Genomic DNA, 24,116 nt, shown 5'->3' on the forward strand with positions numbered 1-24,116 from the left:
AGGCTAGAGGAGCAATGGAGTTCACCGCAGGGCTTTCTCGAGATTGCCGTTGGCGAGCTCGAGAAGGATTGTCGGCGAGCTCGAGAAGGCCCCGTGGCGGACGTAGGGGTTCAGCGGACGGAGGTGTCACCTGACCGGGTGACCGGCCTCGCGCAGCGTGTCCTTGACCTGGCCGATGCGCAGGTCGCCGAAGTGGAAGACGGACGCCGCCAGCACCGCGTCCGCGCCCGCCGCGACGGCCGGCGGGAAGTCGGCGAGCTTGCCGGCGCCGCCGGAGGCGATGACCGGGACCGTGACGTGCTTGCGCACGGCTGTGATCATCTCGGTGTCGTAGCCGTCCTTGGTGCCGTCCGCGTCCATCGAGTTGAGCAGGATCTCACCCGCGCCCAGCTCGGCGGCCCGATGGGCCCACTCGACGGCGTCGATGCCAGTGCCACGGCGTCCGCCGTGCGTGGTCACCTCGAACGTGCCCCCGGGCGCCCGGCGGGCGTCCACCGACAGCACCAGCACCTGCCGGCCGAAACGCTCGGCGATCTCGCGGATCAGCTCGGGCCTGGCGATGGCCGCCGTGTTGACCCCGACCTTGTCGGCTCCGGCCCGCAGCAGCTTGTCCACGTCCTCGGCCGAGCGGACGCCGCCGCCCACCGTGAGGGGGATGAAGACCTGCTCGGCGGTGCGGCGCACCACGTCGTACGTCGTCTCACGGTTGCCGGAGGACGCCGTGATGTCGAGGAAGGTCAGCTCGTCGGCGCCTTCGGCGTCGTACAGTTTGGCCATCTCGACCGGGTCGCCCGCGTCCCGCAGATTGCGGAAGTTGACTCCCTTGACCACCCGGCCGTTGTCCACGTCCAGGCAGGGGATGACTCGGACGGCGAGGGTCATGCTGTCTCTCCTCGGTACGCCTCGACCTCGACCTCCACGACGAGGCGCGGGTCGACGAAGCCGGAGACGATGATCATCGATGCGGCCGGGCGGACCGCACCGAACAGCTCCTTGTGGGCGCGGCCGACCTCGTCGACGTCCCGTGCGTGCGTGATGTACATACGGGTGCGCACCACGTCCTCGCTGCCGAGGCCGAGCTCCTTCAGCGCGCCGAGCGCCACGTCGAAGGAGTTGACGGCCTGGTCGTAAGGGCCGCCGTCGACCAGCACGCCGTCTTTCACGGACGTACAGCCGGAGACCAGCACCAGGCCGTTCGGCAGCTCGACCGCGCGGGAGTACCCGAAGTTCTCCTCCCAGGGGCTGCTGCCGGCGACGCGGCGGACGACGTCACTCATCGCGACACCGCCTCGAGCGCCTCTTCCAGCGTGAACGCCTTGGCGTAGAGCGCCTTGCCGACGATCGAGCCCTCCACGCCCAGCGGGACCAGCTCGGCGATCGCCCGCAGGTCGTCCAGCGACGAGACACCGCCGGAGGCGACGACCGGCTTGTCGGTGGCGGCGCAGACATTGCGCAGCAGCTCCAGGTTGGGGCCCTGGAGGGTGCCGTCCTTGGCGATGTCGGTGACGACGTAACGGGCGCAGCCCTCGGAGTCGAGGCGGGCCAGCGTCTCGTAGAGGTCGCCTCCGTCGCGGGTCCAGCCGCGGCCGCGCAGAGTCGTGCCGCGTACGTCGAGACCGACCGCGATCTTGTCGCCGTGCTCGGCGATGACCTTGGCGACCCACTCGGGGGTCTCGAGGGCGGCGGTGCCGAGGTTGACCCGGGTGCAGCCGGTGGCGAGCGCCGCGGCGAGCGAGGCGTCGTCGCGGATGCCGCCGGAGAGCTCGACCTTGATGTCCATGGCCCCGGTGACCTCGGCGACGAGATCGCGGTTGTCGCCGGTGCCGAACGCGGCGTCCAGGTCGACCAGGTGGAGCCACTCGGCGCCCGCCCGCTGCCAGGCGAGCGCGGCCTCCAGCGGAGAGCCGTAGGACGTCTCCGTACCGGACTCGCCGTGGACGAGGCGGACGGCCTGGCCGTCGCGGACGTCCACGGCGGGGAGGAGTTCAAGCTTCTGAGCCATGATCAGAGGGTCTCGATCCAGTTGGTGAGGAGCTGGGCGCCGGCGTCGCCGGACTTCTCGGGGTGGAACTGGGTCGCCCACAGGGCACCGTTCTCGACGGCCGCCACGAAGGGCTCGCCGTGAGTCGCCCAGGTGACCTTGGGGGCGCGCATCGCGGGGTTGGTGACCTCCAGGGACCACTCGTGCACGGCGTAGGAGTGCACGAAGTAGAAGCGGGCGTCGGCGTCGAGTCCGGCGAAGAGCTCACTGTCCTCGGGGGCCTTGACGGTGTTCCAGCCCATGTGGGGCACGACCGGGGCCTTCAGCGGCGCCACGACACCGGGCCACTCGTCCAGACCCGCTGTCTCCACTCCATGCTCGATACCGCGCTCGAAGAGGATCTGCATGCCGACGCAGATGCCCATGACGGGCCGGCCGCCGGAGAGCCTGCGGTCGACGATCCAGTGCCCTCTGGCCTCCTGGAGCCCGGTCATGCAGGCGGAGAAGGCACCGACGCCGGGGACGAGGAGTCCGTCGGCGTTCATGGCCCTGTCGAAGTCACGGGTGATCTCGACATCCGCGCCGACCCGGGCGAGGGCCCGTTCGGCGGACCGGACGTTGCCGAAGCCGTAGTCGAAGACGACGACCTTCTTGCGCTCGCTCATGACCACACGTCCAGGCGCAGGACGCCTGCGGCAAGACACAGCACGGCGCCGATGGAGAGCAGCACGATCAGGCCCTTGGGCATCTGCTGCTTGGCGAACGAGATGATGCCGCCGACCAGGAAGAGCCCCACGACGATCAGAAGGGTGGAAAGTCCCGTCACGACTACAGCGCACCCTTCGTGGAAGGCAGGATTCCGACGGCGCGCGGGTCGCGCTCCGACGCGTACCGCAGGGCCCGGGCCAGCGCCTTGAACTGGCACTCCACGATGTGGTGGGCGTTGCGGCCGTACGGCACGTGGACGTGCAGCGCGATCTGCGCCTGGGCGACGAAGGACTCCAGGATGTGGCGGGTCATCGTCGTGTCGTACGCGCCGATCATCGGCGCCATGTTCTCCGGCTCGGTGTGCACGAGGTACGGACGGCCCGAGAGGTCGACGGTGACCTGGGCGAGCGACTCGTCCAGCGGCACCGTGCAGTTGCCGAAGCGGTAGATGCCCACCTTGTCGCCGAGGGCCTGCTTGAAGGCGGCGCCGAGCGCGAGGGCCGTGTCCTCGATGGTGTGGTGCGAGTCGATGTGCAGATCGCCGTCGGTCTTGACGGTGAGGTCGAACAGACCGTGACGGCCGAGCTGGTCGAGCATGTGGTCGTAGAAGCCGACCCCTGTCGACACATCGACCTTTCCGGTGCCGTCGAGGTTGATCTCGACGACGACGGACGTCTCCTTCGTGGTGCGCTCCACGCGCCCTACGCGGTTCATGCGCTCTGCTCCTTCTTCAACTCACGGACCGCGTCGAGGAACGCGTCGTTCTCTTCGGGGGTTCCGGCTGTGACCCGCAACCATCCCGGTACGCCGTTGTCGCGGACGAGGACGCCCCGGTCGAGGATCTTCTGCCACATGCCGTGGGAGTCGTCGAAGCGCCCGAACTGGACGAAGTTGGCGTCGGATTCGGTCACCTCGTAGCCGGCCGCGCGCAGTTCGGCGACCAGCCTGTCCCGCTCCTCCTTGAGCTGCTCGACGTACTTCAGCAGCGTATCGGTGTGCTCCAGGGCGGCCAGAGCCGTGGCCTGGGTGACGGCGGACAGGTGGTACGGCAGCCGTACGAGCTGGACGGCGTCGACCACGGCCCGGTGCGCGGCGAGGTAGCCGAGGCGCAGTCCGGCGGCGCCGAAGGCCTTGGACATGGTCCGTGAGACGACCAGATTCGGCCGGCCCTCGATCAGCGGCAGCAGCGAGGGGCGGTGGCTGAATTCGACGTACGCCTCGTCGACCACGACCAGGGACGGCTTGGCCTGCTGTGCGGCCTCGTGGAGCGCGAGAACCGTTTCCGCGTCGACCGCCGTGCCCGTGGGGTTGTTGGGCGAGGTGATGAAGACGACATCGGGGCGGTGCGTGGCGATGGCCTCGGAGGCCGCCACCACATCGATCGTGAAGTCGTCGTCGTTACGGGGCCCGGAGATCCAGCCGGTGCCGGTGCCGCGCGCGATCAGGCCGTGCATCGAGTACGACGGCTCGAAGCCGATGGCCGTGCGGCCAGGTCCGCCGAAGGTCTGCAGCAGCTGCTGGATGACCTCGTTGGAACCGTTGGCCGCCCAGATGTTCTCCAGGCCGACGGAGTGCCTTCCGGTGCGCGTCAGATAGGCGGCGAGCGCGGTGCGCAGTTCGACCGCGTCCCGGTCGGGGTAGCGGTTGAGGCCGCGCGCGGCCTCGCGTACGCGCTCCGCGATCCGCTCGACGAGGGGCTCGGGCAGCGGGTACGGGTTCTCGTTGGTGTTCAGCTGGACGGGTACGTCGAGCTGGGGCGCGCCGTAGGGGGACTTGCCGCGCAGCTCGTCCCTGATGGGGAGATCGTCGATGCCGACGTCGCTCGTGCTCACCGGTGTCGTGCTCACTCGACCCGTGCTCACTTGCTCCGTGCTCACTTGCTCCGTGCTCACTTGCTCTGTGCTCACTTGCTCTCGGGTACCTTCCAGCCGAACCGTGCCTTCAGCGCGGCGCCGTGCGCGGGGAGGTCCTCCGCCTCCGCCAGCGTCACCACATGGTGGGTGACCTCGGCAAGCGCGTCGCGCGTGTAGTCCACGATGTGGATGCCGCGCAGGAAGGACTGGACGGAGAGCCCGGAGGAGTGACAGGCGCAGCCGCCGGTGGGCAGCACGTGGTTGGAGCCCGCGCAGTAGTCGCCGAGGGAGACCGGCGCCCAGGGGCCGACGAAGATCGCGCCCGCGTTGCGGACCCGGTTCGCGACGGCCGCGGCGTCGGCGGTCTGGATCTCCAGGTGCTCGGCACCGTACGCGTCGACGACGCGCAGGCCCTCCTCGATGCCGTCGACGAGGACGACCGCGGACTGCTTTCCGGACAGGGCGGGCACGATCCGGTCCTCGACGTGCTTGGTCGCCGCGATCTGCGTCTCCAGCTCCTGCTCGACCTTGTCCGCGAGCTCGGGCGAGTCGGTGACGAGGACCGCCGCCGCCAGCGGGTCGTGCTCGGCCTGGCTGATCAGGTCGGCGGCGACATGGGCCGGGTCGGCGGTCGCATCCGCGAGGACGGCGATCTCTGTCGGACCCGCCTCGGTGTCGATGCCGATGCGCCCGGTGAAGTAGCGCTTGGCGGCGGCGACCCAGACATTGCCGGGGCCGGTCACCATGTTCGCCGGCGCACACCCGTCGGGTCCGGTGGTGCCGTACGCGAACATCGCGACGGCCTGGGCGCCACCGGCCGCGTACACCTCGTCGACGCCGAGGAGCGCGCATGCGGCGAGGATCGTCGGGTGGGGCAGTCCACCGGCCGTGTCTCCTTCGAAACGCGGCCTCTGCGGCGGCGACGCGAGCGCGATGGACTCGACGCCTGCCTCCTGCGCCGGAACCACGTTCATGATCACGGAGGACGGGTAGACGGAACGGCCGCCCGGCGCGTACAGACCGACGCGCTCGACCGGCACCCACTTCTCGGTCACCGTGCCGCCCGGCACGACCTGGGTCGTGTGCGTCTCGCGACGCTGCTCACGGTGGACGATCCTGGCGCGCCGGATCGACTCCTCCAGCGCCGCCCTGACCTGGGGGTCCAGCTGCTCGAGCGCCTCTGTGAGGGCCTTCGCGGGCACGCGTACCCGCTCGAGCTTCACGCCGTCGAACTTCTCCGCGTACTCGACCAGCGCGGCCGTGCCCCGATGATGCACGTCCTCGCAGATGGGCCGCACCTTCTCCAGGGCGGCTTCCACGTCGAACTCGGCACGGGGCAGCAGGTCGCGCAGGGCGCCACCCTCGGGGAGGGCGTCGCCACGCAGGTCGATTCGAGAGATCACGGGTCAATTCTCGCAGACGGACTCCGACGACCGGCCGCGCGTATCAGTGGCTGATACTCCGCCGGTCTCCCGGCCGGCACCCGTCAGCGAGGCGCATCGAGCGCTTTGCGCCATCCCCCGTGTCACAGAAGTCGTTCATGACCACTAGCGTTCAGTCCGTTACTCAGAGGGAAGAACGGCTGTACGAAACCGGGGAAGTCACCGGGGAAGCGAGGGGGCGGCCTTGACCGAGCCGCAGGGCATCGACATGCCCGACGATCTCACCACGGCCGAACGGGCCGTGTGGACCTCGTTCGAAAGCGGGAGGAGCTGCGACCTGCGTGACAGCAGTCCGCTGCTGAACGATCCCTTCTCGGGTCCGGCGTGGGGCCCGGATCGCAGCGTGCGCGCCGATGTGATCGCGATGCTGCTGCTCAGCGGCCCGCCCGCACGGCCTGGCCGGGTCTGCGCACTCAAGCTGCGCGGGGCGTTCATCACCGGGAAGCTGACGCTCGCGGGCGGGACGATAGGGCCGTACGTCGAGCTGACCGGCTGCCGCTTCGAGAACGAGCTGGCGTTCCCGGAGGCCAGGTTCACCACACTGCGCATGGTCGGCTGCGCGATACCGAGGCTGGAGGCCGCCCGCCTGCACACGGAGGGCGATCTGCACATGCCGCGCTGCCGGGTCGAGCGGGGGATACGGCTCACGGACGCGCAGATCGGCACGGATCTGCTGATCAACCAGATCCAGGTGCGGCCGGACCGGCGTGGCCGGGCGATCGCGGCCGACGGACTGTGCGTCGCCCAGGACCTGCAGGCCGAGCTGATCGAGACCTACGGCGAGGTCAGCCTGCGCGGGGCGAAGGTCGGTGTGTCGCTGAGCCTGCGCGGCAGCCGGCTGCGCGCGGTGGAGGGGCGGCGCGCCCTGAACGCGCCGCAGCTGACGGTGGAGCGGACGCTGTACATGACCCGGGCCTGGGTGAACGTGGCCGGGGACCAGGGGGCCACTCCCCCGTTCGGCATCCTCGACGCCGTCGGCGGCCGACCGCCCGGCCAGCAGGAACGGCGCTTCGAGTGCCACGGCGGGGTGCGACTGGACGACGGGCGGTTCGGAGACGCGGTCGACTGCTACAAGGCCCGCTTCGTGCTGTCGGACGCCCGGCGGGAGGAGCTGTCGCTGCGCAGGATCGTCACCCCCGAGCTGCGCTTCAACGGGGAGCGGCCGGAGGAGGGGCGCGTCGTGCTGAACGGCGCGAAGGTCGTCACGCTGATCGACCTGTCGACGAGCTGGCCGGGGCCCGGTGGGCTGGCGATGGGCGGCTTCGCCTACGAGAACCTCGTCCCTTACAGCCGCTTCCCGCTCGCCCGGCGCCTGGAATGGGTGGCCGCCGCGACTCCCGAGTACGCGCCGGAGCCGTACGAACGGCTGGCGACGGTGCTGCGCAACAGCGGCGAGGACGCGGACGCGCGCGAGGTGCTGCTCGCCAAGCAGCGCCGCCGCCGCGAGACGCTGCCGCTCGCCGCGAAGCTCTGGGGCTTCGTCCAGGACTGGACGGTGGCCTACGGCTACCGCCCGGGGCGTGCGGCGCTCTGGATGGCAGTGCTGTGGGCGGCGGGAACGATCGCGTTCTCCCGGTACGACCCCGCGGCGATCAAACCGGACGAACACCCGGAGTGGAACGCGCCCCTCTTCGCCCTCGACCTGCTGCTGCCGGTCATCAATCTCGGCCAGGACGGCTACTGGCGCCTGGAGGGCCGCTGGCAGTGGGCCGCGGCCGTACTGATCCTCCTGGGCTGGATCCTCGCGACGACGGTGGCGGCGGGGGCGTCGAGGCTGCTCAGGCGGGGGTGACGCCGGGCCCAGGCAGGCGTGACGCGCGGTATCCCGCTATCTGATCCTCGGCCCCTGCAAGGCGCACTGCGTGACGCTGTGGAACCCGGGGCCGGAAGGCGACCGCGGGGCGGGACACCATCCCTCACGGCACGGCACGGCCCGGCCGTGGCCGTGGCCGTGAACGCCGTGAACGCCGTGAACACGGACAGCACCCTCGCCTGCCTGCGCGCCGGTTCGCGCGCCGGTGCACGCGGGTGCGCGGATGCCCTCCGCGCGCCACCCCGGTAACCGCGCTTTTGCGCTTTCTTGACCTTCGACAGGACAACCATTCCACCTGCTACCAAAACTTCACAGATACCCCCTGGCGCTGCCCCCACCTGCAGCTTTCAATGGTCCGCACCATGTCTCTGATCCGCGCCCTGATCAGCACCGCCCGCATGATCCGGCACACCCCGCGGCTCGCCGAAGGGCTGCCCCCGGACGATGCGGTGCTGCTCGACGCGCCCGACGCGCGGCTCGGTCCCGCGCTCGTCGCCGCCGCGGTCGGCGACCACGGGCCGGCCGCCGCGCTGCTGACCACCACACGCGACGCGGCCGAATGGGAGAACCGCGACCGCTATGTGACGCGCCTCGCGGCGTTCGCGTACAACCGGGGCCACTGGCTCGCCGATTGGCTCGCCACCGACCCGCGCAACCCGGACGCGCTGCTGGTGAAGGCCGAACTCGCGGTGCGAAGGGCCTGGGAGTCACCGGCCGGCGCCGAGCGGCTGCGCGAGGTCGGTCCGCTCATCGACGCCGCGGCGGCGGCCGGTCCGCGCGATCCGGTGCCCTGGCGGCTCGCACTCGACCACGCTCGCGGCACACATGCGACGCACACGGAGTTCGAATCGCTGTGGGAGCAGGCCGTGCGCCGCTCCTCCCACCACTACGGCTGCCATGTCGCGGCCCTCCAGTACCTCTCCGCCGTCTGGTACGGCTCGCACCGCGAATGCTTCGACTTCGCCGAGCGCGCGGCCGAGGACGCGCTGCCCGGTTCGCTGGTCCAGGCCTTGCCCGCGCGTGCCGCGTTCGCGCTGCTGGTGAGCGGCGAGCCCAGTTCCGTACAGGCGGACCGGATCGACGCGGCGGCCGATCTGGCGATCGCGCTGTCCGGCCGGTACGCGGCAGGCGACCCGTGGCCCGCCGAGGTCCGCAATCTCCTGGTGTACGTACTCCTCGCGCGCCGGCGCTGGTCCGAGGCGATGGAGCAGTTCCGGCTCATCGGTCCGTACGCGACGTCGTTCCCCTGGAACTGCCTGACGGACGACCCGCTCGGCCAGTTCCTGGAGGCCCGGGACGGCGCCCGGATCGAGGTGGCGTCGGCGACGCCGCTCAGGCGGCCGTCGCCCGGCCGGCCGGGCCCCGTGGGTCCGATCCGCAGACGGGCCGGGCAGAGCCCGTCCGGCGGCCATTACGCTTGACCGCTGTGACCACCGCTCGCCTGCCCCTCTTTCCGCTCAACGCGGTGCTTTTCCCAGGCCTCGTCCTGCCGCTGAACGTCTTCGAGGAGCGTTATCGCGCCATGATGCGCGAATTGCTGAAGACCGACGAGTCCGAACCCCGCCGGTTCGCCGTGGTCGCCATCCGCGACGGCCGCGAAGTCGCGCCGACCGCGCCCGGGATGCCCGACCAGACCGCACTGCCGGAGAAGGGTCCGGGGGCCGGCTTCGGTCCGGACCCCGTACAGGCGTTCCACCGGGTGGGATGCATCGCGGACGCCGCGACGATCCGCGAGCGCGAGGACGGCAGTTTCGAGATACTGGCCACCGGCACAACCCGGGTCAAACTCCTCACCGTCGACGCGAGCGGCCCCTTTCTGACCGCCGAACTCGAGGAGATCCCGGAGGAGTCGGGGGACGGCGCGGGGGCCCTCGCCGAGGGTGTGCTGCGGGCGTTCCGCAACTACCAGAAGCGCCTGGCCGGTGCGCGGGAACGTTCGCTGTCGACGGCCACCGAGCTGCCTGACGAGCCGTCGGTGGTGTCGTACCTGGTGGCCGCCGCGGCCGTGCTGGACACCCCTGCGAAGCAGCGGCTGCTCCAGGCACCGGACACCGCGACGCGGCTGCGCGAGGAGCTGAAGCTGCTGCGCTCGGAGACCGCGATGATCCGGCATCTTCCGTCGCTGCCCGCGGTCGAGCTGACGCGCGCGCCGACGAGCCCGAACTGAACCAGGGACGACGAGGAACGAGGACTGTGGCGAAGAAACCCAGGAAGCAGCAGGGCGGCACCCCGGCGACGGTCGCCCTGACGGCCGCGGGTACGGACTTCACCGTCCACGCGTACGAGCACGACCCGGCCTCGCCCTCGTACGGCGAGGAGGCCGCCGAGGCTCTCGGGGTCTCCCCGGAGCGGGTCTTCAAGACCCTCGTCGCCGACGTGGACGGCGAGCTCACCGTCGCCGTCGTCCCCGTGGCCGGCCAGCTGGACCTGAAGGCCCTCGCCACGGCGGTCGGCGGCAAGCGCGCGACGATGGCCGACCCCGCAGCCGCGGAGCGCACGACGGGCTACGTCCGGGGCGGCATCTCACCCCTGGGCCAGCGCAAACGCCTCCGCACGGTCATCGACGCCTCGGCCTCCGCCCACCCGACCATCTGCGTCTCGGCCGGCCGCCGCGGCCTGGAGGTCGAGCTCTCACCATCAGACCTGGCGACGCTGACGGGCGCCGCACTGGCTCCGATCGGCCGGGTCTAGCTCTCGACAGGGGGCCCGTCCTTCGGTACGACACGAAGGACGACCCGACCTGAGGGGGCCCGCATGTCCAAGCGAACCCGCAAGCGGAAGTGGCGCGTCCGCAAGCACCGCGCGAACCACGGCCGCCGGCCGGCGTAGCGGGGGAAGGCCCCTCGCGGACCCCGTCGGCCCGGAGCCCGCACCGGACCTCCCCACCCCGGGGCCGACGCACGGTCCCGGGGTACGAAGCGGACACGATCCGAGGCGAGCGCCGGGCGGGGTGTGCGTGGGCGCCGACACGAGGATGTACGCCCGGCCCAGGCATCGTCGGCACACGCGCGGCCCGTGTGGGCCCCGTCCGGCGATCGGGGACGCGCCCGAAGGGCGCCCGGGGGCTGTGGGGACCGGGGGCTTGCCCCCGGTCATGTGGAAGAGGCGGTACGGGAAGGGCCCGCGCAGCGACCCCGCATCTGACGCAGTCGCGGCCCCGGCCCTCCGAGCAAGGGCGCTCGCGGGCGTGCCCGGGCCGGGCACGGGCCCATGTCCAAGCCCCGCCAGGGCATCGCGCCCGGCCCGCCGGCCTCAGCGCTCGTCGCCGCCCAGCGGTGAGGACCAGTCCGGCTCCGGGTCCCGGGGACCGAAGAGGGCCGTCAGGGCCAGGTGGACGACCATCGCGGCGACCGGCCAGGCCAGCAGAGCCGCACGGGCACGGAGCTGCAGCGGCGCGTCGAACGTGACGCCCTGCCCCACTTCCCGCGCGTGGGCGACGACGTCGTGCTCGGGTCCGAACCAGTAGCCGATGCCCCAGCCCAGGAACGAGGCCAGCAGCCCGCCCAGCGCGAGCGCGGCGACGAGCGCGATTCCGCCGCGCCGGTGGAAGAGGAAGACCAGAGCCGCGCTGAGTGCCCCGAAGCCCAGTGCCAGCAGCACGAACGTACCGTCCGCGCCCGCCGCCGACTCGCCCTCCGTCTCGGCGACGAAGACCGCCTTGTCGGTGGCGATCAGCCCGACCCGCGGCGCGAGCCACAGCCACATCAGACCGAGCGCGATCCCCGCCAGCGCCACGGCAGGCAGGACGATCGCGGCCTGTCGCAGCTCCCTCTTCATGTCCTGCCCTTCTCCGTCCTCGGGATGGACGGGATAGGGGAGATTCCAGGGCGCGCCGTGCGGCGGAGGCTGGTGGGGCGGCGTCAGGGGTGCGGTCACCCTGACATCGTGCCAAACGTCCTTGTGGCCCGCCTCACCGGACCGCGCCTCACCGGACGGCGGCCCGCCGGTACGCCCATGTCGCGACGCCCAGCGACACCACGCCCACGACCGCGCAGACCACGAGGTCGAGCGCCACGGCGGGCCAGTGCGGATGCGCGTCGAAGGTACGCGCCAGGGCCTCCACCCCGTACGTCGAGGGCAGCAGGTCCCGCGCGTACCCGATCGGCTCCGGCAGTCGCCCGGCGGGCAGCACGCCCAGCAGCAGCGCCGCGGACATCCCCAACTGCCCCAGCAGTGTCGCGAGTTCCTGGCGCGGCGCGAGCAGTCCGAGCGCGGCGCCGAGACCGGCGAGCGCGGCGCCCGCCAGCGGGATCACTGCGGCGAGCACCCACAGATGCGTGAGCGGCAGCCCGAACAGCACCGAGCCGATGACCGCGGTCACGACCGTCCCGGGCACGGTGAAGGAGGCATACGCCCCGGCCGCGCCGAGCACCACCGCCGCTGGCGGCACGGGCAGCGTGGCGTAGTGGTCGAGGCCGCCCCCGGCCCTGAGCTGCCCGAAGTACTGGGCGAGCAGATTCAGCGCGACGAACGCGACGACCAGGACGGAGGATCCGGCGACGACGGCCCGCGCCTCGGCCCCGCCGTCGACGACGCCCCGCATCAGCACCATGATCCCGACGGACTGGAACGTCGCGACGAACAGCAGCGGAATCCGGGCGACCCGCGCCCGGGACAGCTGGGCGCGGTACACGGCGGCCAGCGCGGGCAGCAGCCGGGCGCGCGGCGCGAGCGGCGCGGCACCGCCGCCCGGCACCGCACGCGCTGCGGCCTGTGCCTCCGGCACGTTCGCGGACACGGCCTCCACGGGCACGATGCTCACCTGGCGCTGCTCCTGTTCGGTACGTACGGCCCCACTGTGCCACGCCCGGCCCGGCGCGGCCCGCGCGCCCGCCGCACCCGGCCCAGCGCCCCCCGCTCGTCCGGGCCCGCAGAGGACCCGCGGGCCGCGGCATCCGCGACGCGCGGCGCGCACGCCGGTGTCCGAGGCCGGAGCCCGGGCCCGCCGATCGGCGAGGACACTTCGGTCACGCTTTCACCAGGCCCTTCATCGCGTGCCCGCCCAGCGCCAGATAGACGTCCTCCAGGCTCGGCGTGGCGAGTGTGAAGTCGTCCAGCGCCGCGAACGCCTCGCCACCGGTCACCGCGGCGACGGCGGCCCGCGCCTCGTCGGGGGCGAGCCTCAGCACCCAGCGGCGGCCCGACTCCTGGGCAGAGGCCCGCAGCGCGGCGACCTCGGGAACATCCAGGGGCGCCCGCTCACGCCACACCAGCTCGACCCGCACCTCCCCGGCCACGTGCTCCTTGAGCCCCGCCGGGGTGTCGCAGGCGATGACCTTGCCGCGCTCCAGCACGGCGACGCGGTCGAGGACGGTCTCGGCCTCGATGACGTTGTGGGTGACCAGGAGGACCGTCGCTCCGTGCTCGGCCCTGCGCCGGTCGACGGCGGCCCAGACCGCGCGCCGCGCGACCGGGTCCATCCCCGTGGTGGGCTCGTCCAGCACGAGGACCGGCCGTTCGCCGACCAGCGCGGCGGCGAAGCAGGCCAGCCGCCGCTGCCCGCCGGACAGCTTCTTCAGGGGCCGCCCGGCCAGGCCGGTCAGCCCGAGCTCTTCGAGTACGGTGTCGCGCTCGGCCCGCGCCTCCCGTACCCCGAGGCCCCTCAGCCGCCCCGTGGTCTCCGCGGCCAGCGCGACGGTGAGCTCGTCGAGGGCGGTGGACTCCTGCCCCAGGTAGCCGATGAGCCGGGCCGCACGCTCGGGGTGGCGGACAAGATCGTGACCGAGCACGTCGACGGTGCCGGAGTCGGGGCGCATCAGACCGGTCAGCTGGCGGACGAGGGTGGACTTTCCCGCGCCGTTGGGACCGAGCAGACCGAAGATCTCACCGGCGCGCACGACCAGCGAGATGCCGTCGTTGGCACGCACTTCGGGGGTTGCGGGAGTCCCCCGCCGGGCGCGCACGGCGGGGTACGTCTTGACCAGATCCCGCACCACGCACACCGTACTCACGAGGGACGAGCCTACGGGGTGTTCGGGACTACTCCCCCGCGGGGGCGTGTTCCGCGGCGGCCCGGACATCGATCTCACGCCAGAATCCCGCCCGGATCGCATAGCGGTCGTGCTCGTCGATCTGGTCGTCCTTGTGGGCGAGAAGTCCGAAACGGGCCGCGTAGCGAAGCAGTTCGCCGTCGATGCGGTGCGGGATGCGGGGGTACATGGTGGACAGCTTCTGTACGTGCGCGGGGTCCGGCAGCCGTTCCATCCAGCGCCGGGCGAAGACCTGCCCGACCTCGTAGGGGTCACCGCCGACCGTGGTGATGTCCTCCTCACGGTCGGCCCAGCGCTGCTCGGCGCTGGTGAGCTGGGCCAGGGTGGGCAGGGACGCGGTCTCCGGGGGCTCGCCGAGCGCTCCGCCGCCGGGGCGTTCGATCCAGCCCTTGTCGGAGGACCAGCGCAGGGTGGCGCCCGTCGGCTGCCGGTCGGCCGGTGCGGCCGGGCCGCGTAGTCCCGCCAGGTCCTTGGGGGTGGGGACACCCTTCGCGCCGGGGCCCACCGGCCCGGCCTGAGCGGTGTCCGCGGCCGTGGCCGCCGTGCCGTTGCGCACCTCCGCCACCTGCGCGCGGGCCTCGTCCGGCCGCTCCGCCGCCGCGGCGAGCGCCGACTCCGGCAGCGGGGCGGAGAGGATCGCCGCGATCTCGGGACGTGGGGCGGGTGGCGGGGCGCAGACACCTCCGAGGTCCTTCGCCCTCACGGCCTGGGTGATCCAGGCCCGGTCGAGGACACGGCGCTCGTCGGCCTCGGCGACCAGATCCTCCGACTGGTTGTAGTCGCCGTCGGCGGCCTGCACGGCCCAGAGGTGGACCGCGACTCCGTGCTCCTTGGCGGACATCAGGCCGGGCAGCAGATCGCCGTCGCCGGTCACCAGCACCACGTCCGAGCAGGCGCGGTTTCTGGCCAGTTCGGTGAGGCCGGCGTGCATGGCGGCGTCGACGCCCTTCTGTGCCCAGCGGCCGTCGCTGCGGGTCAGGGCGCCGAGCCGGACGGTGACGCGCGGCATGACGCGCAGTCGGCGGTGTTCGGGCTGGGGTACGCGGTCGGGGGCCCCGTCGAACCAGTAGATACGCAGCAGCGGGCGTTCCGTATCGGCCTCCGCGCGCTCGCGCAGGGCATGGATGAGGGCGGCGTGATCGACGGTGATACGGGAGCGGGCAGGTTCTCCGGCGAGGAGACTCGCGGCGGCGCCCAGCAGATAGCCGGCGTCCACCAGGACGACGCAGCGGTCCACGTATTCCACCCTCTTTCCGGAACCTCGGGATCGGAAGTCGCTTCGGGTTTCCTTCGAGTCTGCCCGAACGCCGGAGGGTTGACCGCCGGAACTCGATCATCGGCGTGGCGGATCGTGAAGCCGCACCGTAACAGCAGTCCGTTACTCACCGCAATGGTCCGAAATGCGTCGTCTGAACGGTTATGTGAGTCTGATTGCGGCCCTGGCCCCTAGATCCCACAGGAGGCAGCACCATGGCCAAGAACAAGAACCGTGAACGCAAGATGCAGACCGGCTCGAACCACGAGCGCAGTGCCCAGGACGCCCGCACCTCGTCGATGGAGGCACAGGCCGAGCGGCACGACACGCAGGTCACAGCGACCGGCGGAGCCAACAAGGGCCGGCAGAAGCGCTTCGGCCACAACTGACGCTTCGCGTCGCGTCGACGTACGCCTGAGGGGCGCACCCGCAACGGACGGGGTGCGCCCCTCAAATGCGTCCTGGGAGGTGCGGCGGTACGCGACGTGCCCACCGCGTCACGGACAACGCCCGGTGTCGGCGCCCGGTGTCAGCCCGCCAGACAGGACGGGCCGAGCAGCACCTTCAGATCGCCGAAGAGCGCGGGATCGGGCTGTACCCGGTGCCGGTCGAGGCGGAGCACCGTGGTCTTGCGGGCGCCCTGGAGCTTGATCCGCACCTCCGTGTTGCCCTTGTGGTGGCCGAGGATCTCTCCCAGCCGGCTGACCATGGGCGGGGTGACCTTCACCGTGGGGATCGTGATCACCACGGGCGCGTTGGTCCCTGCCGAGGACAGGTCGGGGACCATCAGCTCCATCGCCACCAGCCGCGGCACGTCCTCGCGCTTGTCGAGCCGTCCCTTGACGAAGACGACCGTGTCCTCGACGAGCTGTGTGGACACCAACTGGTACGTCGCCGGGAAGAACATGCACTCGATGGAGCCCGCGAGGTCCTCCACCGTGGCGATCGCCCATGCGTTGCCCTGCTTGGTCATCTTCCGCTGCAGGCCCGAGATGATGCCGCCGATGGTGACGACCGCGCCGTCCGCGTGCTCCCCGCCGGTGAGCTGGGAGATGGCCGCGTCCGACTTGTCGCTCAGCACATGCTCGATGCCGAAGAGCGGGTGGTCGGAGACATAGAGGCCGAGCATCTCGCGCTCCTGCGCGAGCAGATAGGACTTCTCCCACTCGACATCGGAGAACTCGACGTCGAGGCCGAAGCCCGGCTCGTCGCTGCCCTCGTCACCCATACCGCCGAAGAGATCGAACTGCCCCTCGGCCTCCTTGCGCTTGACCGCGACCACATTGTCGATCATGGGCTCGTGCTGGGCGACCAGACCCTTGCGGGTGTGGCCCATCTCGTCGAAGGCACCGGCCTTGATGAGCGACTCGATGGTCCGCTTGTTGCAGACGACCGCCTCGACCTTGTCGAGGAAGTCGGGAAAGGAAAGGTACTTCCCCTTGGACTTGCGGCACTTGATGATCGACTCCACGACGTTCTGCCCGACGTTCCGCACCGCCGTCAGGCCGAACAGGATGACGTCGTCGCCCTGGGCCGCGAAGTTCGACTCCGACTCGTTCACATTGGGCGGCAGCACCTTGATGCCCATGCGACGGCACTCGTTCAGATAGACCGCCGACTTGTCCTTGTCGTCCTTCACCGAGGTCAGCAGCGCCGCCATGTACTCGGCGGGGTGGTTGGCCTTGAGATAGGCCGTCCAGTAGGAGACCAGGCCGTACGCGGCGGAGTGCGCCTTGTTGAACGCGTAGCCGGCGAAGGGGACCAGCACGTCCCACAGGGCCTGGACGGCCTCGTCGCTGTAGTCGTTCTTCCGGGCGCCGGCCTGGAAGATCGTGAAGTTCTTGGCCAGTTCCTCCGGCTTCTTCTTGCCCATCACACGGCGGAGGATGTCGGCCTCGCCGAGCGAGTACCCGGCGATGATCTGGGCCGCCTTCTGCACCTGCTCCTGGTACACGATCAGGCCGTAGGTGACGGCCAGGACCTCTTCGAGCGGCTTCTCCAGCTCAGGGTGGATCGGGGTGATCTCCTGCTGGCCGTTCTTGCGCAGCGCGTAGTTCGTGTGCGAGTTCATGCCCATCGGGCCCGGCCGGTAGAGGGCAGAGACGGCGGAGATGTCTTCGAAGTTGTCGGGCTTCATCAGCCGCAGCAGCGACCGCATGGGGCCGCCGTCGAACTGGAAGACGCCGAGGGTGTCGCCGCGCTGGAGCAACTCGAAGGTCGTGGGGTCGTCCAGCGGCAGGCTCAGGAGATCGATGTCGATCCCCTTGTTGGCCTTCACCATCTTGACGGCGTCGTCCATGATCGTGAGGTTGCGCAGGCCGAGGAAGTCCATCTTCAGCAGGCCGAGCGACTCACAGCTCGGGTAGTCCCACTGCGTGATGGTGACGCCGTCGGTGTGCCTGACCCACACGGGGACATGGTCGGTGATGGTCTCGCTGGACATGATCACGCCGGCGGCGTGCACGCCCATCTGCCGGACCAGGCCCTCGACGCCGCGTGCGGTGTCGATGACCTTCTTCACGTCCGGCTCGTTCTCGTACATCCCGCGGATCTCGCCCGCCTCCGAGTACCGGGGGTGGGAGGAGTCGAGGATGCCCGAGAGCGGGATGCCCTTGCCGAGGACGTCGGCGGGCATCGCCTTGGTGAGCCGGTCGCCCATCGCGTACGGGTATCCCAGGACGCGGGCCGAGTCCTTGATCGCGTTCTTGGCCTTGATGGTGCCGTACGTACCGATCATGGCGACCTTGTCGGCGCCGTACTTCTCCGTCACGTACCTGATCACCTCGACGCGCCTGCGCTCGTCGAAGTCGATGTCGACATCGGGCATGGAGATGCGCTCGGGGTTGAGGAAGCGCTCGAAGATCAGTCCGTGCGGGATCGGGTCGAGGTCGGTGATGCCCATGGCGTACGCGACGATCGAGCCGGCCGCGGAGCCCCGGCCGGGGCCGACCGCGATGCCCTGCTTCTTCGCCCACATGATGAAGTCGGCGACGACGAGGAAGTAGCCCGGGAAGCCCATCGAGATGATCGTGTCCATCTCGTACTCGACCTGCTTCATGCGGTCGTCCGGGATCCCGTCGGGGAAGCGCCGGTGCATACCGCGCATGGTCTCCTCACGGAACCAGGTGACCTCGGTGTAGCCCTCGGGGATGTCGAACTTGGGCATGAGGTTCCTGGCCTCGAACATGCCCTCGGTGGTGATCTGCTCGGCGACCAGCAGCGTGTTGCGGCAGCCCTCCTGCCAGGCGTCGGACGAGTCGATCGCGTACATCTCGTCGGTCGACTTCAGGTAGTAGCCGGTGCCGTCGAACTTGAAGCGGTCCGGGTCCGAGAGGTTCTTGCCGGTCTGGATGCACAGCAGGGCGTCGTGGGCGCCCGCCTCGTGCGCGTACGTGTAGTGCGAGTCGTTGGTGACGAGCGGCGGGATGCCGAGCTTCTTGCCGATCTCGAGGAGGCCGTCGCGGACGCGGCGCTCGATCTCGATGCCGTGGTCCATCAGCTCGAGGAAGTAGCGGTCCTTGCCGAAGATGTCCTGGTACTCGGACGCCGACTTCAGGGCTTCGTCGAACTGGCCGAGGCGCAGCCGGGTCTGCAGCTCACCCGACGGACAGCCGGTGGAGGCGATCAGCCCCTCCGACCACTGGGAGATCGTCTCCTTGTCCATACGCGGCCACTTCTGCAGCCAGCCCTCGGCATAGGCGTCCGACGACAGCCGGAAGAGGTTGTGCAGACCGGTGGAGTTCGCCGCCCAGATCGTCTTGTGGGTGTAACCACCGGAACCGGAGACGTCGTCCCGCTTCTGGTGCGGCTGACCCCACTGGATCTTCCGCTTGTTCCGCCGGGACTCCGGGGCGACATAGGCCTCGATGCCGATGATCGGGGTGACTCCGGCCTTCTTCGCGGAATGGAAGAAGTCGTACGCGCCGTGCAGGTTGCCATGGTCGCTCATGGCGATGTGCGTCATGCCCATCTCGTTGCAGGCGTTGAACATGTCCTTGAGCCGCGCGGCACCGTCCAGCAGCGAGTACTGGGTGTGTACGTGGAGGTGCGTAAAGGGCGGCTTGGTCACGGCGGAAGGCCTCCGGAGAACGGGTGAGCACGGTGTTTACCCGGGGGTCACCCCCCGGACCCCCCGGCATCGGACAGCCCGGGGGACAGCCTGGAAGTCTACGGCTCCCCACCGACAAAAGACGGCGGCACGATGGGGTCCCCCGGACGAAGTCCGGGGGACCCCGGTGGCCGGCGCGGCCCGGCGACGGGTTGGGCCGCCGGGCACTCCGGACTACCGTCATGCGTTGAGCGGGGCGGAACGCCTGTCCCAATTGTCATGCACCAGGAGGCACCCAGCGATGTCGGTCCACCAGTCCTCGGCCGGCGAGCGCGGCGAGGAGATCCTCGCCGTCTTCGACACCGCCTTCGGCGAGCTCCTGGCCGCCGACCCCGCCGCTTTCCGGGTGAAGTTCCGCAAGATGGCCGCCTCGGCCTTCGCCTTCTACCGGGGGACGGCGTGTCTGTTCTACGGCGACCTGGCGCGGGAGCAGCACGGCGGCCCGTACCTCGACGAGCGCACGAGCCGGGTCTGGATCCACGGCGACCTCCACGCCGAGAACTTCGGCACGTACATGGACGCGAACGGTCGGCTGATCTTCAACGTCAACGACTTCGACGAGGCGTACGTCGGTCCCTTCACCTGGGACGTCAAGCGGCTGTCCGCGTCGCTGGCGCTGATCGGCTACACCAAGGCCCTCAGCGACGAGCAGATCAGCGAGCTCGTGAGGATCTACGCCGCCGCCTATCGCGAGCGCATCCACTCGCTGGCCACCGGCGCCAAGAACGACGAGGTGCCGCCCTTCACGCTGGACACCGCGGAAGGCCCGCTGCTCGAGGCGCTGCGCAGCGCCCGCGCGCTGACCCGCTTCGGACTGCTGGACTCGATGACGGAGATCCGCGAGTACGAGCGGCGCTTCGCCGAGGGCGGCGGCTCGATCGAGCTCGACGCCGCGACGCGCTACAAGGTGCTGGCGGCCTTCGACGGGTATCTGGAGACGCTGCCCGAGTCGAGCCTGACGCGCCCCGACTCCTACCGGGTCAAGGACGTCGTCGGGCGGCGCGGCATCGGCATCGGATCGGCCGGGCTGCCCTCGTACAACATCCTCCTGGAGGGCAACAGCGACGCTCTCGAGAACGATGTCGTCATCTACATGAAGCAGGCGCAGACCCCCGCGGTCTCCCGGCACATCACCGACGAGCGGGTCCGCGGCTACTTCCAGCACGAAGGTCACCGCACGGTGATCTCGCAGCGCGCGCTCCAGGACCACGCCGACCCGTGGCTGGGCTGGACCGAGCTGGACGGCGCCGGACAGCTGGTCGCCGAGGTCTCGCCGTACGCCGTGGACCTGGACTGGTCGGACATCGACGACCCGGCGGAGATCGCGGCGACCGTCGCGGACCTGGGCCGCGCGACGGCCACGATGCACTCGGCGGCGGACGACGAGAGCGGCCACTCGCTGGTGCCGTTCTCCACGGAGCGGGCGATCGACGCGGCGATCGCGGCCGACGAGGAAGGCTTCGGGGACCTGCTCGTGGACTTCGCGCACAGCTACGGCGCGCGGGCGCGGGCCGACCATCAGATCTTCGTGGATCTCTTCCGCAACGGAAGGATCCCGGGACTGCGGTGAACCCGGGAGGGCCGGCCGAGGAAGCGGCGCAGGACAAGGCGATTCCTTAGAGGCTGCTTACAGCGGGACATGGCAGACTCCTCCGACGATGGACGTACCAGGAACCCGGCTCAGAGGGCTGCGGGCAGCGATCTTCACGGCAGTCGTCGTGACGCTGTCCGTGGCCTCCCATGTGCTGCTCTCCCGGGTGCCGCTGCCACTGATGACCGTCGGGGCGGTCGCGGCCGGGGTGTTCCTGATCGCTTATGCCCTCGCCGGACGCGAGCGCGGATACGGTCCGATCGCGGGGGTGCTCGTCCCGCTCGAGCTCGCCGCCGACACCGTCTTCACCACCGGTCAGCACGTCTGTTACGGCGCCGCGGGCGGACCGGTCGCCGGATCGCTGCGCGCGGTGGGGGTGGATGTGCTCTGCGGCGGCAGCGCGGGCACCCCGCTGCCGGGTGTGGCCGCGTCCGGCGGCCGCCTGGCCGCTGTGCTCAACTCCCCCGACCCGTCGCTGCCCTGGCTGCTGCTGGCCGCGCATGTGTCGGTCGGGCTGCTCGCCGCCGTCTGGCTGCGGCACGGCGAGTCGGCCCTCGCGGGCCTGCTGCGGGCGGTGGCGGCCTTCGCCTTCCGGCCGCTGCTGATCGCGGTGGCCGCCGTGGGCGCGGGCACCGGCCTCCTGTGCCGCTCCGTCCGGCCCGCCGCCCGCCCGCGCCCCGGCCTGACCCGTCTTCTCGTGCACTCCGTGGGGCGGAGGGGACCGCCGCTCCAGGCTCCCGCCCTTGCCTGAGAAGCAGCCCCCCACCACGCACCACCTCACCCACACGGAGAACACGATCATGAGTGCACGCAACAGCCAGGCGAACAAGGCAGCCGCCCGCGAGCGGCTGCGCGCGGAGCGCGAGCGCCAGGCCAAGAAGGACAAGGTCAGGCGGCAGCTCGTCGTCGCCGGCTCGATCGTCGTCGTACTGGCCGCGGCGGGCGGCATCGGCTACGGCGTCATGCAGCTCAACAAGCCCACCGCCTGGGAGGCGGCCAAGAGCGCCAAGGTCGTCCAGCCGAAGAACACCGAGGGCGAGAACGGCACGACCGTCGTCATCGGCAAGCCGGCCGCGAAGAAGACCCTGGAGCTGTACGAGGACTCGCGCTGCCCGATCTGCGCGACGTTCGAGCAGGCCGTCGGTGAGACCGTCAAGAAGGACGTCGACGCCGGCAAGTACAAGGTCAAGTACATCGGCGCCACGTTCATCGACAAGAGCGACAACGGTGAAGGCTCGAAGAACGCCCTCTCCGCGCTGGGCGCGGCGCTCAATGTGAGCCCCGAGGCGTTCATGGAGTACAAGGCGGCCCTCTACTCCGCGAAGTTCCACCCGGCGGAGCGCGACGACAAGTTCGCCAAGGACGACTACCTCATCGAGGTGGCGGACACGGTGCCCGCGCTGAAGGACAACGCTGCGTTCGAGAAGGCCGTCAAGGACGGCACCTACGACGCCTGGGCACTGAAGATGTCCGCGACGTTCACCTCCAGTGGTGTCGAGGGCACTCCGACACTGAAGATGGACGGCAAGAAGGTCACCGGCGAGGGCAGCGACAACACGCCGATGACGGTGCCGGAGTACACCGCCGCCATCGATAAGGCCCTCAAGGGATAACAGCGCGCGGCGCTTTACGAACGGGCAGGCGAACTTCCTGAATTCGCCTGCCCGTTCGCTCTACCGGTCAGTAGTCTGATCGGCCGTGACCAGTAGACTCCCCACAACTCCCAGCCGCCGCACGGTCGTCAAGGCCGCCGCCGCCACCGCTGTCGCCACCACCGCAGTCGCCGCGCCCGCCATCGCGGCCGCCTCCACCGCCGTCGCCGCCGAAGCGCAGACCACGGCCTTCCTCCACGGTGTCGCCTCCGGCGACCCGCTCCCCGACGGCGTGCTGCTGTGGACCCGGGTCACGCCGGCCCCGGACGCCGTGCCCGGCTCCGGCAAGGGCCCCGCCACCGAGGTGAGCTGGCAGGTCGCGGAGGACAAGAACTTCACCAATGTCGTCGCGAGCGGCCGGACCACCGCCACCGCCGCCTCCGACCACACCGTCAAGGTCGACGTGAGGGGCCTGCGCCAGGCCGCCGTCTACTACTTCCGCTTCACGGCCGGCACCGCTGCCTCCCCCGTCGGCCGCACGCGTACCGCGCCGGCCGCCGACTCCGCCGCGCCCGGCGTCCGCTTCGGCGTCGTCTCCTGCGCCAACTGGGAGTCGGGCTACTTCTCCGCGTACCGGCATCTGGCCGCCCGCGCCGACCTCGACGCGGTGCTCCATCTCGGCGACTACATCTACGAGTACGCGACCGGCGGCTACCCGGAGGAGAAGTACGTCGTACGGCAGCACGAGCCCAAGCACGAGATCCTCAGCCTCGCCGACTACCGCACCCGGCACGGCAAGTACAAGACCGACCCGGATCTGCAGTCGCTGCACGCCGCGCACCCGCTCGTCGCGATCTGGGACGACCACGAGATAGCCAACGACGCGTGGTCCGGCGGCGCCGAGAACCACACGCCGGGCACCGAGGGTGACTACGCGGCGCGCGCCGCGGCCGCCAAGCAGGCGTACTTCGAGTGGATGCCCGTGCGCACCTCGACCGAGGGCACGGTCTACCGCCGGCTGCGCTTCGGCAAGCTGGCCGATCTCCATCTGCTCGACCTGCGCTCGTTCCGCTCGCAGCAGGCGTCCGTGGGCAGCGGAAAGGTCGACGACCCGGAGCGCTCCATCACCGGCCGCGCCCAGCTGGACTGGCTGAAGGCGGGTCTGGCGGCGTCGGACGCGACCTGGAAGCTCGTCGGCACCTCGGTGATGATCTCGCCGGTCGCCTTCGGTTCCGTACCGGCCCATCTGCTGGGTCCGATCGCCGAACTGCTCGGTCTGCCCAAGGAGGGGCTCGCGGTCAACGTGGACCAGTGGGACGGGTACACGGACGACCGCAAGGAGCTGCTCAAGCACCTCACGGACCGCGGCATCAAGAACACCGTCTTCCTCACCGGTGACATCCACATGGCGTGGGCCAACGACGTTCCGGTGAAGGCGGCGACGTATCCGTTGTCGCAGTCGGCCGCCACCGAGTTCGTGGTGACCTCGGTGACGTCCGACAACCTGGACGACATCCTGCATGTCGCACCCGGAACGGTCTCCCTGGTGGCGTCGGTGGCCGTCAAGGCCGCAAACCGCCATGTGAAGTGGGTCGACATGGACCACCACGGATACGGCGTCCTCGATGTGACCGCCGAGAGCTCGCAGATGGACTACTTCACGCTGTCCGACAAGTCGAAGCCCGACGCGTCGGCCGCCTGGACCCGTTCGTACCGGACCCTCAACGGAACGCAGAAGGTCGAGAGGGTGAACCAGCCCGTGCGCTGAGCAGGGCGGTTCCGG

The 24,116-nt window shown here is 70.5% G+C and carries 22 protein-coding genes; 9 read left to right on the top strand and 13 right to left on the bottom strand.

Features of this window, described 5'->3' with window-relative positions:
* Positions 1 to 126 precede the first annotated feature (126 nt).
* From hisF to hisD, 8 genes are all read right to left on the bottom strand, one after another.
* On the bottom strand, positions 127 to 882 hold the full coding sequence (gene hisF, locus ACFU5O_RS26720; protein WP_384244421.1) for an imidazole glycerol phosphate synthase subunit HisF: 756 nt from the start codon (positions 880 to 882) through the stop codon (positions 127 to 129).
* Positions 879 to 1,277: a RidA family protein gene (locus tag ACFU5O_RS26725; protein WP_384244422.1), complete on the bottom strand. Its 399-nt coding sequence runs from the start codon at positions 1,275 to 1,277 to the stop codon at positions 879 to 881. The genes hisF and ACFU5O_RS26725 overlap by 4 nt, the downstream gene beginning before the upstream one ends.
* Positions 1,274 to 2,002: a bifunctional 1-(5-phosphoribosyl)-5-((5-phosphoribosylamino)methylideneamino)imidazole-4-carboxamide isomerase/phosphoribosylanthranilate isomerase PriA gene (gene priA / locus ACFU5O_RS26730; protein ID WP_384244424.1), complete on the bottom strand. Its 729-nt coding sequence runs from the start codon at positions 2,000 to 2,002 to the stop codon at positions 1,274 to 1,276. Before priA ends, ACFU5O_RS26725 begins: the two co-directional genes overlap by 4 nt.
* Positions 2,003 to 2,004: 2 nt before the next feature.
* Entirely contained in the window at positions 2,005 to 2,646 is a 642-nt protein-coding gene (hisH, locus tag ACFU5O_RS26735; protein ID WP_384244425.1) for an imidazole glycerol phosphate synthase subunit HisH, read from the bottom strand.
* Positions 2,643 to 2,807, bottom strand: coding sequence for a hypothetical protein (locus tag ACFU5O_RS26740; RefSeq protein WP_384244426.1), 165 nt, complete (start codon positions 2,805 to 2,807; stop codon positions 2,643 to 2,645). The genes hisH and ACFU5O_RS26740 overlap by 4 nt, the downstream gene beginning before the upstream one ends.
* A gap of 2 nt (positions 2,808 to 2,809) precedes the next feature.
* Entirely contained in the window at positions 2,810 to 3,403 is a 594-nt protein-coding gene (gene hisB, locus ACFU5O_RS26745; protein ID WP_384244428.1) for an imidazoleglycerol-phosphate dehydratase HisB, read from the bottom strand.
* Complete coding sequence (locus ACFU5O_RS26750) at positions 3,400 to 4,521, bottom strand: histidinol-phosphate transaminase (RefSeq protein WP_384244430.1); 1,122 nt, start codon at positions 4,519 to 4,521, stop codon at positions 3,400 to 3,402. The genes hisB and ACFU5O_RS26750 overlap by 4 nt, the downstream gene beginning before the upstream one ends.
* A 71-nt stretch (positions 4,522 to 4,592) precedes the next feature.
* Positions 4,593 to 5,945: a histidinol dehydrogenase gene (gene hisD / locus ACFU5O_RS26755; RefSeq protein ID WP_384244431.1), complete on the bottom strand. Its 1,353-nt coding sequence runs from the start codon at positions 5,943 to 5,945 to the stop codon at positions 4,593 to 4,595.
* A gap of 223 nt (positions 5,946 to 6,168) precedes the next feature.
* On the opposite strand from hisD, the gene ACFU5O_RS26760 reads away from it, so the two are divergent.
* From ACFU5O_RS26760 to ybaK, 4 genes are all read left to right on the top strand, one after another.
* Positions 6,169 to 7,776, top strand: coding sequence for an oxidoreductase (locus tag ACFU5O_RS26760; protein WP_384244432.1), 1,608 nt, complete (start codon positions 6,169 to 6,171; stop codon positions 7,774 to 7,776).
* 371 nt (positions 7,777 to 8,147) lie between these two features.
* Complete coding sequence (locus ACFU5O_RS26765; RefSeq protein WP_384244434.1) at positions 8,148 to 9,218, top strand: hypothetical protein; 1,071 nt, start codon at positions 8,148 to 8,150, stop codon at positions 9,216 to 9,218.
* Positions 9,219 to 9,223: 5 nt separating this feature from the next.
* On the top strand, positions 9,224 to 9,964 hold the full coding sequence (locus ACFU5O_RS26770; protein WP_384244435.1) for an LON peptidase substrate-binding domain-containing protein: 741 nt from the start codon (positions 9,224 to 9,226) through the stop codon (positions 9,962 to 9,964).
* Between the two features lie 26 nt (positions 9,965 to 9,990).
* Complete coding sequence (gene ybaK / locus ACFU5O_RS26775) at positions 9,991 to 10,488, top strand: Cys-tRNA(Pro) deacylase (RefSeq protein WP_384244436.1); 498 nt, start codon at positions 9,991 to 9,993, stop codon at positions 10,486 to 10,488.
* 561 nt (positions 10,489 to 11,049) lie between these two features.
* Here ybaK and ACFU5O_RS26780 read toward each other — a convergent pair.
* The 4 genes from ACFU5O_RS26780 to ACFU5O_RS26795 form a co-directional block, all read right to left on the bottom strand.
* The gene (locus ACFU5O_RS26780) at positions 11,050 to 11,673 is read right to left on the bottom strand and encodes a DUF2567 domain-containing protein (protein WP_384244438.1); all 624 of its coding nucleotides are present in this window, start codon (positions 11,671 to 11,673) and stop codon (positions 11,050 to 11,052) included.
* 49 nt (positions 11,674 to 11,722) lie between these two features.
* Complete coding sequence (locus ACFU5O_RS26785) at positions 11,723 to 12,559, bottom strand: ABC transporter permease (RefSeq protein ID WP_384244439.1); 837 nt, start codon at positions 12,557 to 12,559, stop codon at positions 11,723 to 11,725.
* Between the two features lie 205 nt (positions 12,560 to 12,764).
* Entirely contained in the window at positions 12,765 to 13,739 is a 975-nt protein-coding gene (locus ACFU5O_RS26790; protein ID WP_384244470.1) for an ABC transporter ATP-binding protein, read from the bottom strand.
* Between the two features lie 37 nt (positions 13,740 to 13,776).
* Positions 13,777 to 15,033, bottom strand: a complete 1,257-nt coding sequence (locus tag ACFU5O_RS26795) for an NYN domain-containing protein (protein WP_384244440.1) — start codon at positions 15,031 to 15,033, stop codon at positions 13,777 to 13,779.
* A gap of 224 nt (positions 15,034 to 15,257) precedes the next feature.
* Between ACFU5O_RS26795 and ACFU5O_RS26800 the strand changes: the two genes are divergently transcribed.
* Positions 15,258 to 15,431 carry a hypothetical protein gene (locus ACFU5O_RS26800; protein WP_384244442.1) on the top strand — a complete coding sequence of 58 codons (174 nt, stop codon included), beginning with the start codon at positions 15,258 to 15,260 and terminating at the stop codon, positions 15,429 to 15,431.
* Positions 15,432 to 15,571: 140 nt separating this feature from the next.
* On the opposite strand, the gene dnaE is transcribed toward ACFU5O_RS26800, so the two are convergent.
* Positions 15,572 to 19,111, bottom strand: coding sequence for a DNA polymerase III subunit alpha (dnaE, locus tag ACFU5O_RS26805; protein WP_384244443.1), 3,540 nt, complete (start codon positions 19,109 to 19,111; stop codon positions 15,572 to 15,574).
* Positions 19,112 to 19,391: 280 nt separating this feature from the next.
* Here dnaE and ACFU5O_RS26810 point away from each other — a divergent pair, with 280 nt between their 5' ends.
* From ACFU5O_RS26810 to ACFU5O_RS26825, 4 genes are all read left to right on the top strand, one after another.
* Positions 19,392 to 20,720 carry a DUF2252 domain-containing protein gene (locus tag ACFU5O_RS26810; protein WP_384244444.1) on the top strand — a complete coding sequence of 443 codons (1,329 nt, stop codon included), beginning with the start codon at positions 19,392 to 19,394 and terminating at the stop codon, positions 20,718 to 20,720.
* A gap of 88 nt (positions 20,721 to 20,808) precedes the next feature.
* Positions 20,809 to 21,492 (top strand): hypothetical protein, encoded by a 684-nt coding sequence (locus ACFU5O_RS26815; RefSeq protein ID WP_384244446.1) that lies wholly within the window; start codon positions 20,809 to 20,811, stop codon positions 21,490 to 21,492.
* A 49-nt stretch (positions 21,493 to 21,541) separates the two neighbouring features.
* Complete coding sequence (locus tag ACFU5O_RS26820) at positions 21,542 to 22,354, top strand: DsbA family protein (RefSeq protein ID WP_384244447.1); 813 nt, start codon at positions 21,542 to 21,544, stop codon at positions 22,352 to 22,354.
* Between the two features lie 85 nt (positions 22,355 to 22,439).
* The gene (locus ACFU5O_RS26825) at positions 22,440 to 24,101 is read left to right on the top strand and encodes an alkaline phosphatase D family protein (RefSeq protein WP_384244448.1); all 1,662 of its coding nucleotides are present in this window, start codon (positions 22,440 to 22,442) and stop codon (positions 24,099 to 24,101) included.
* Positions 24,102 to 24,116: the final 15 nt, after the last annotated feature.

It is taken from the genome of Streptomyces sp. NPDC057445 (genome assembly GCF_042802855.1).
GTDB lineage: Bacteria > Actinomycetota > Actinomycetes > Streptomycetales > Streptomycetaceae > Streptomyces.

Excerpts from the sequence above, each read along its gene's own strand:
- hisF (WP_384244421.1), bottom strand. The coding sequence starts at position 882 with ATGACCCTCGCCGTCCGAGTCATCCCCTGCCTGGACGTGGACAACGGC.
- ACFU5O_RS26725 (WP_384244422.1), bottom strand. The coding sequence starts at position 1,277 with ATGAGTGACGTCGTCCGCCGCGTCGCCGGCAGCAGCCCCTGGGAGGAG.
- priA (WP_384244424.1), bottom strand. The coding sequence starts at position 2,002 with ATGGCTCAGAAGCTTGAACTCCTCCCCGCCGTGGACGTCCGCGACGGC.
- hisH (WP_384244425.1), bottom strand. The coding sequence starts at position 2,646 with ATGAGCGAGCGCAAGAAGGTCGTCGTCTTCGACTACGGCTTCGGCAAC.
- hisB (WP_384244428.1), bottom strand. The coding sequence starts at position 3,403 with ATGAACCGCGTAGGGCGCGTGGAGCGCACCACGAAGGAGACGTCCGTC.
- ACFU5O_RS26765 (WP_384244434.1), top strand. The coding sequence starts at position 8,148 with ATGGTCCGCACCATGTCTCTGATCCGCGCCCTGATCAGCACCGCCCGC.
- ACFU5O_RS26800 (WP_384244442.1), top strand. The coding sequence starts at position 15,258 with ATGGCCAAGAACAAGAACCGTGAACGCAAGATGCAGACCGGCTCGAAC.
- ACFU5O_RS26810 (WP_384244444.1), top strand. The coding sequence starts at position 19,392 with ATGTCGGTCCACCAGTCCTCGGCCGGCGAGCGCGGCGAGGAGATCCTC.
- ACFU5O_RS26815 (WP_384244446.1), top strand. The coding sequence starts at position 20,809 with ATGGACGTACCAGGAACCCGGCTCAGAGGGCTGCGGGCAGCGATCTTC.
- ACFU5O_RS26820 (WP_384244447.1), top strand. The coding sequence starts at position 21,542 with ATGAGTGCACGCAACAGCCAGGCGAACAAGGCAGCCGCCCGCGAGCGG.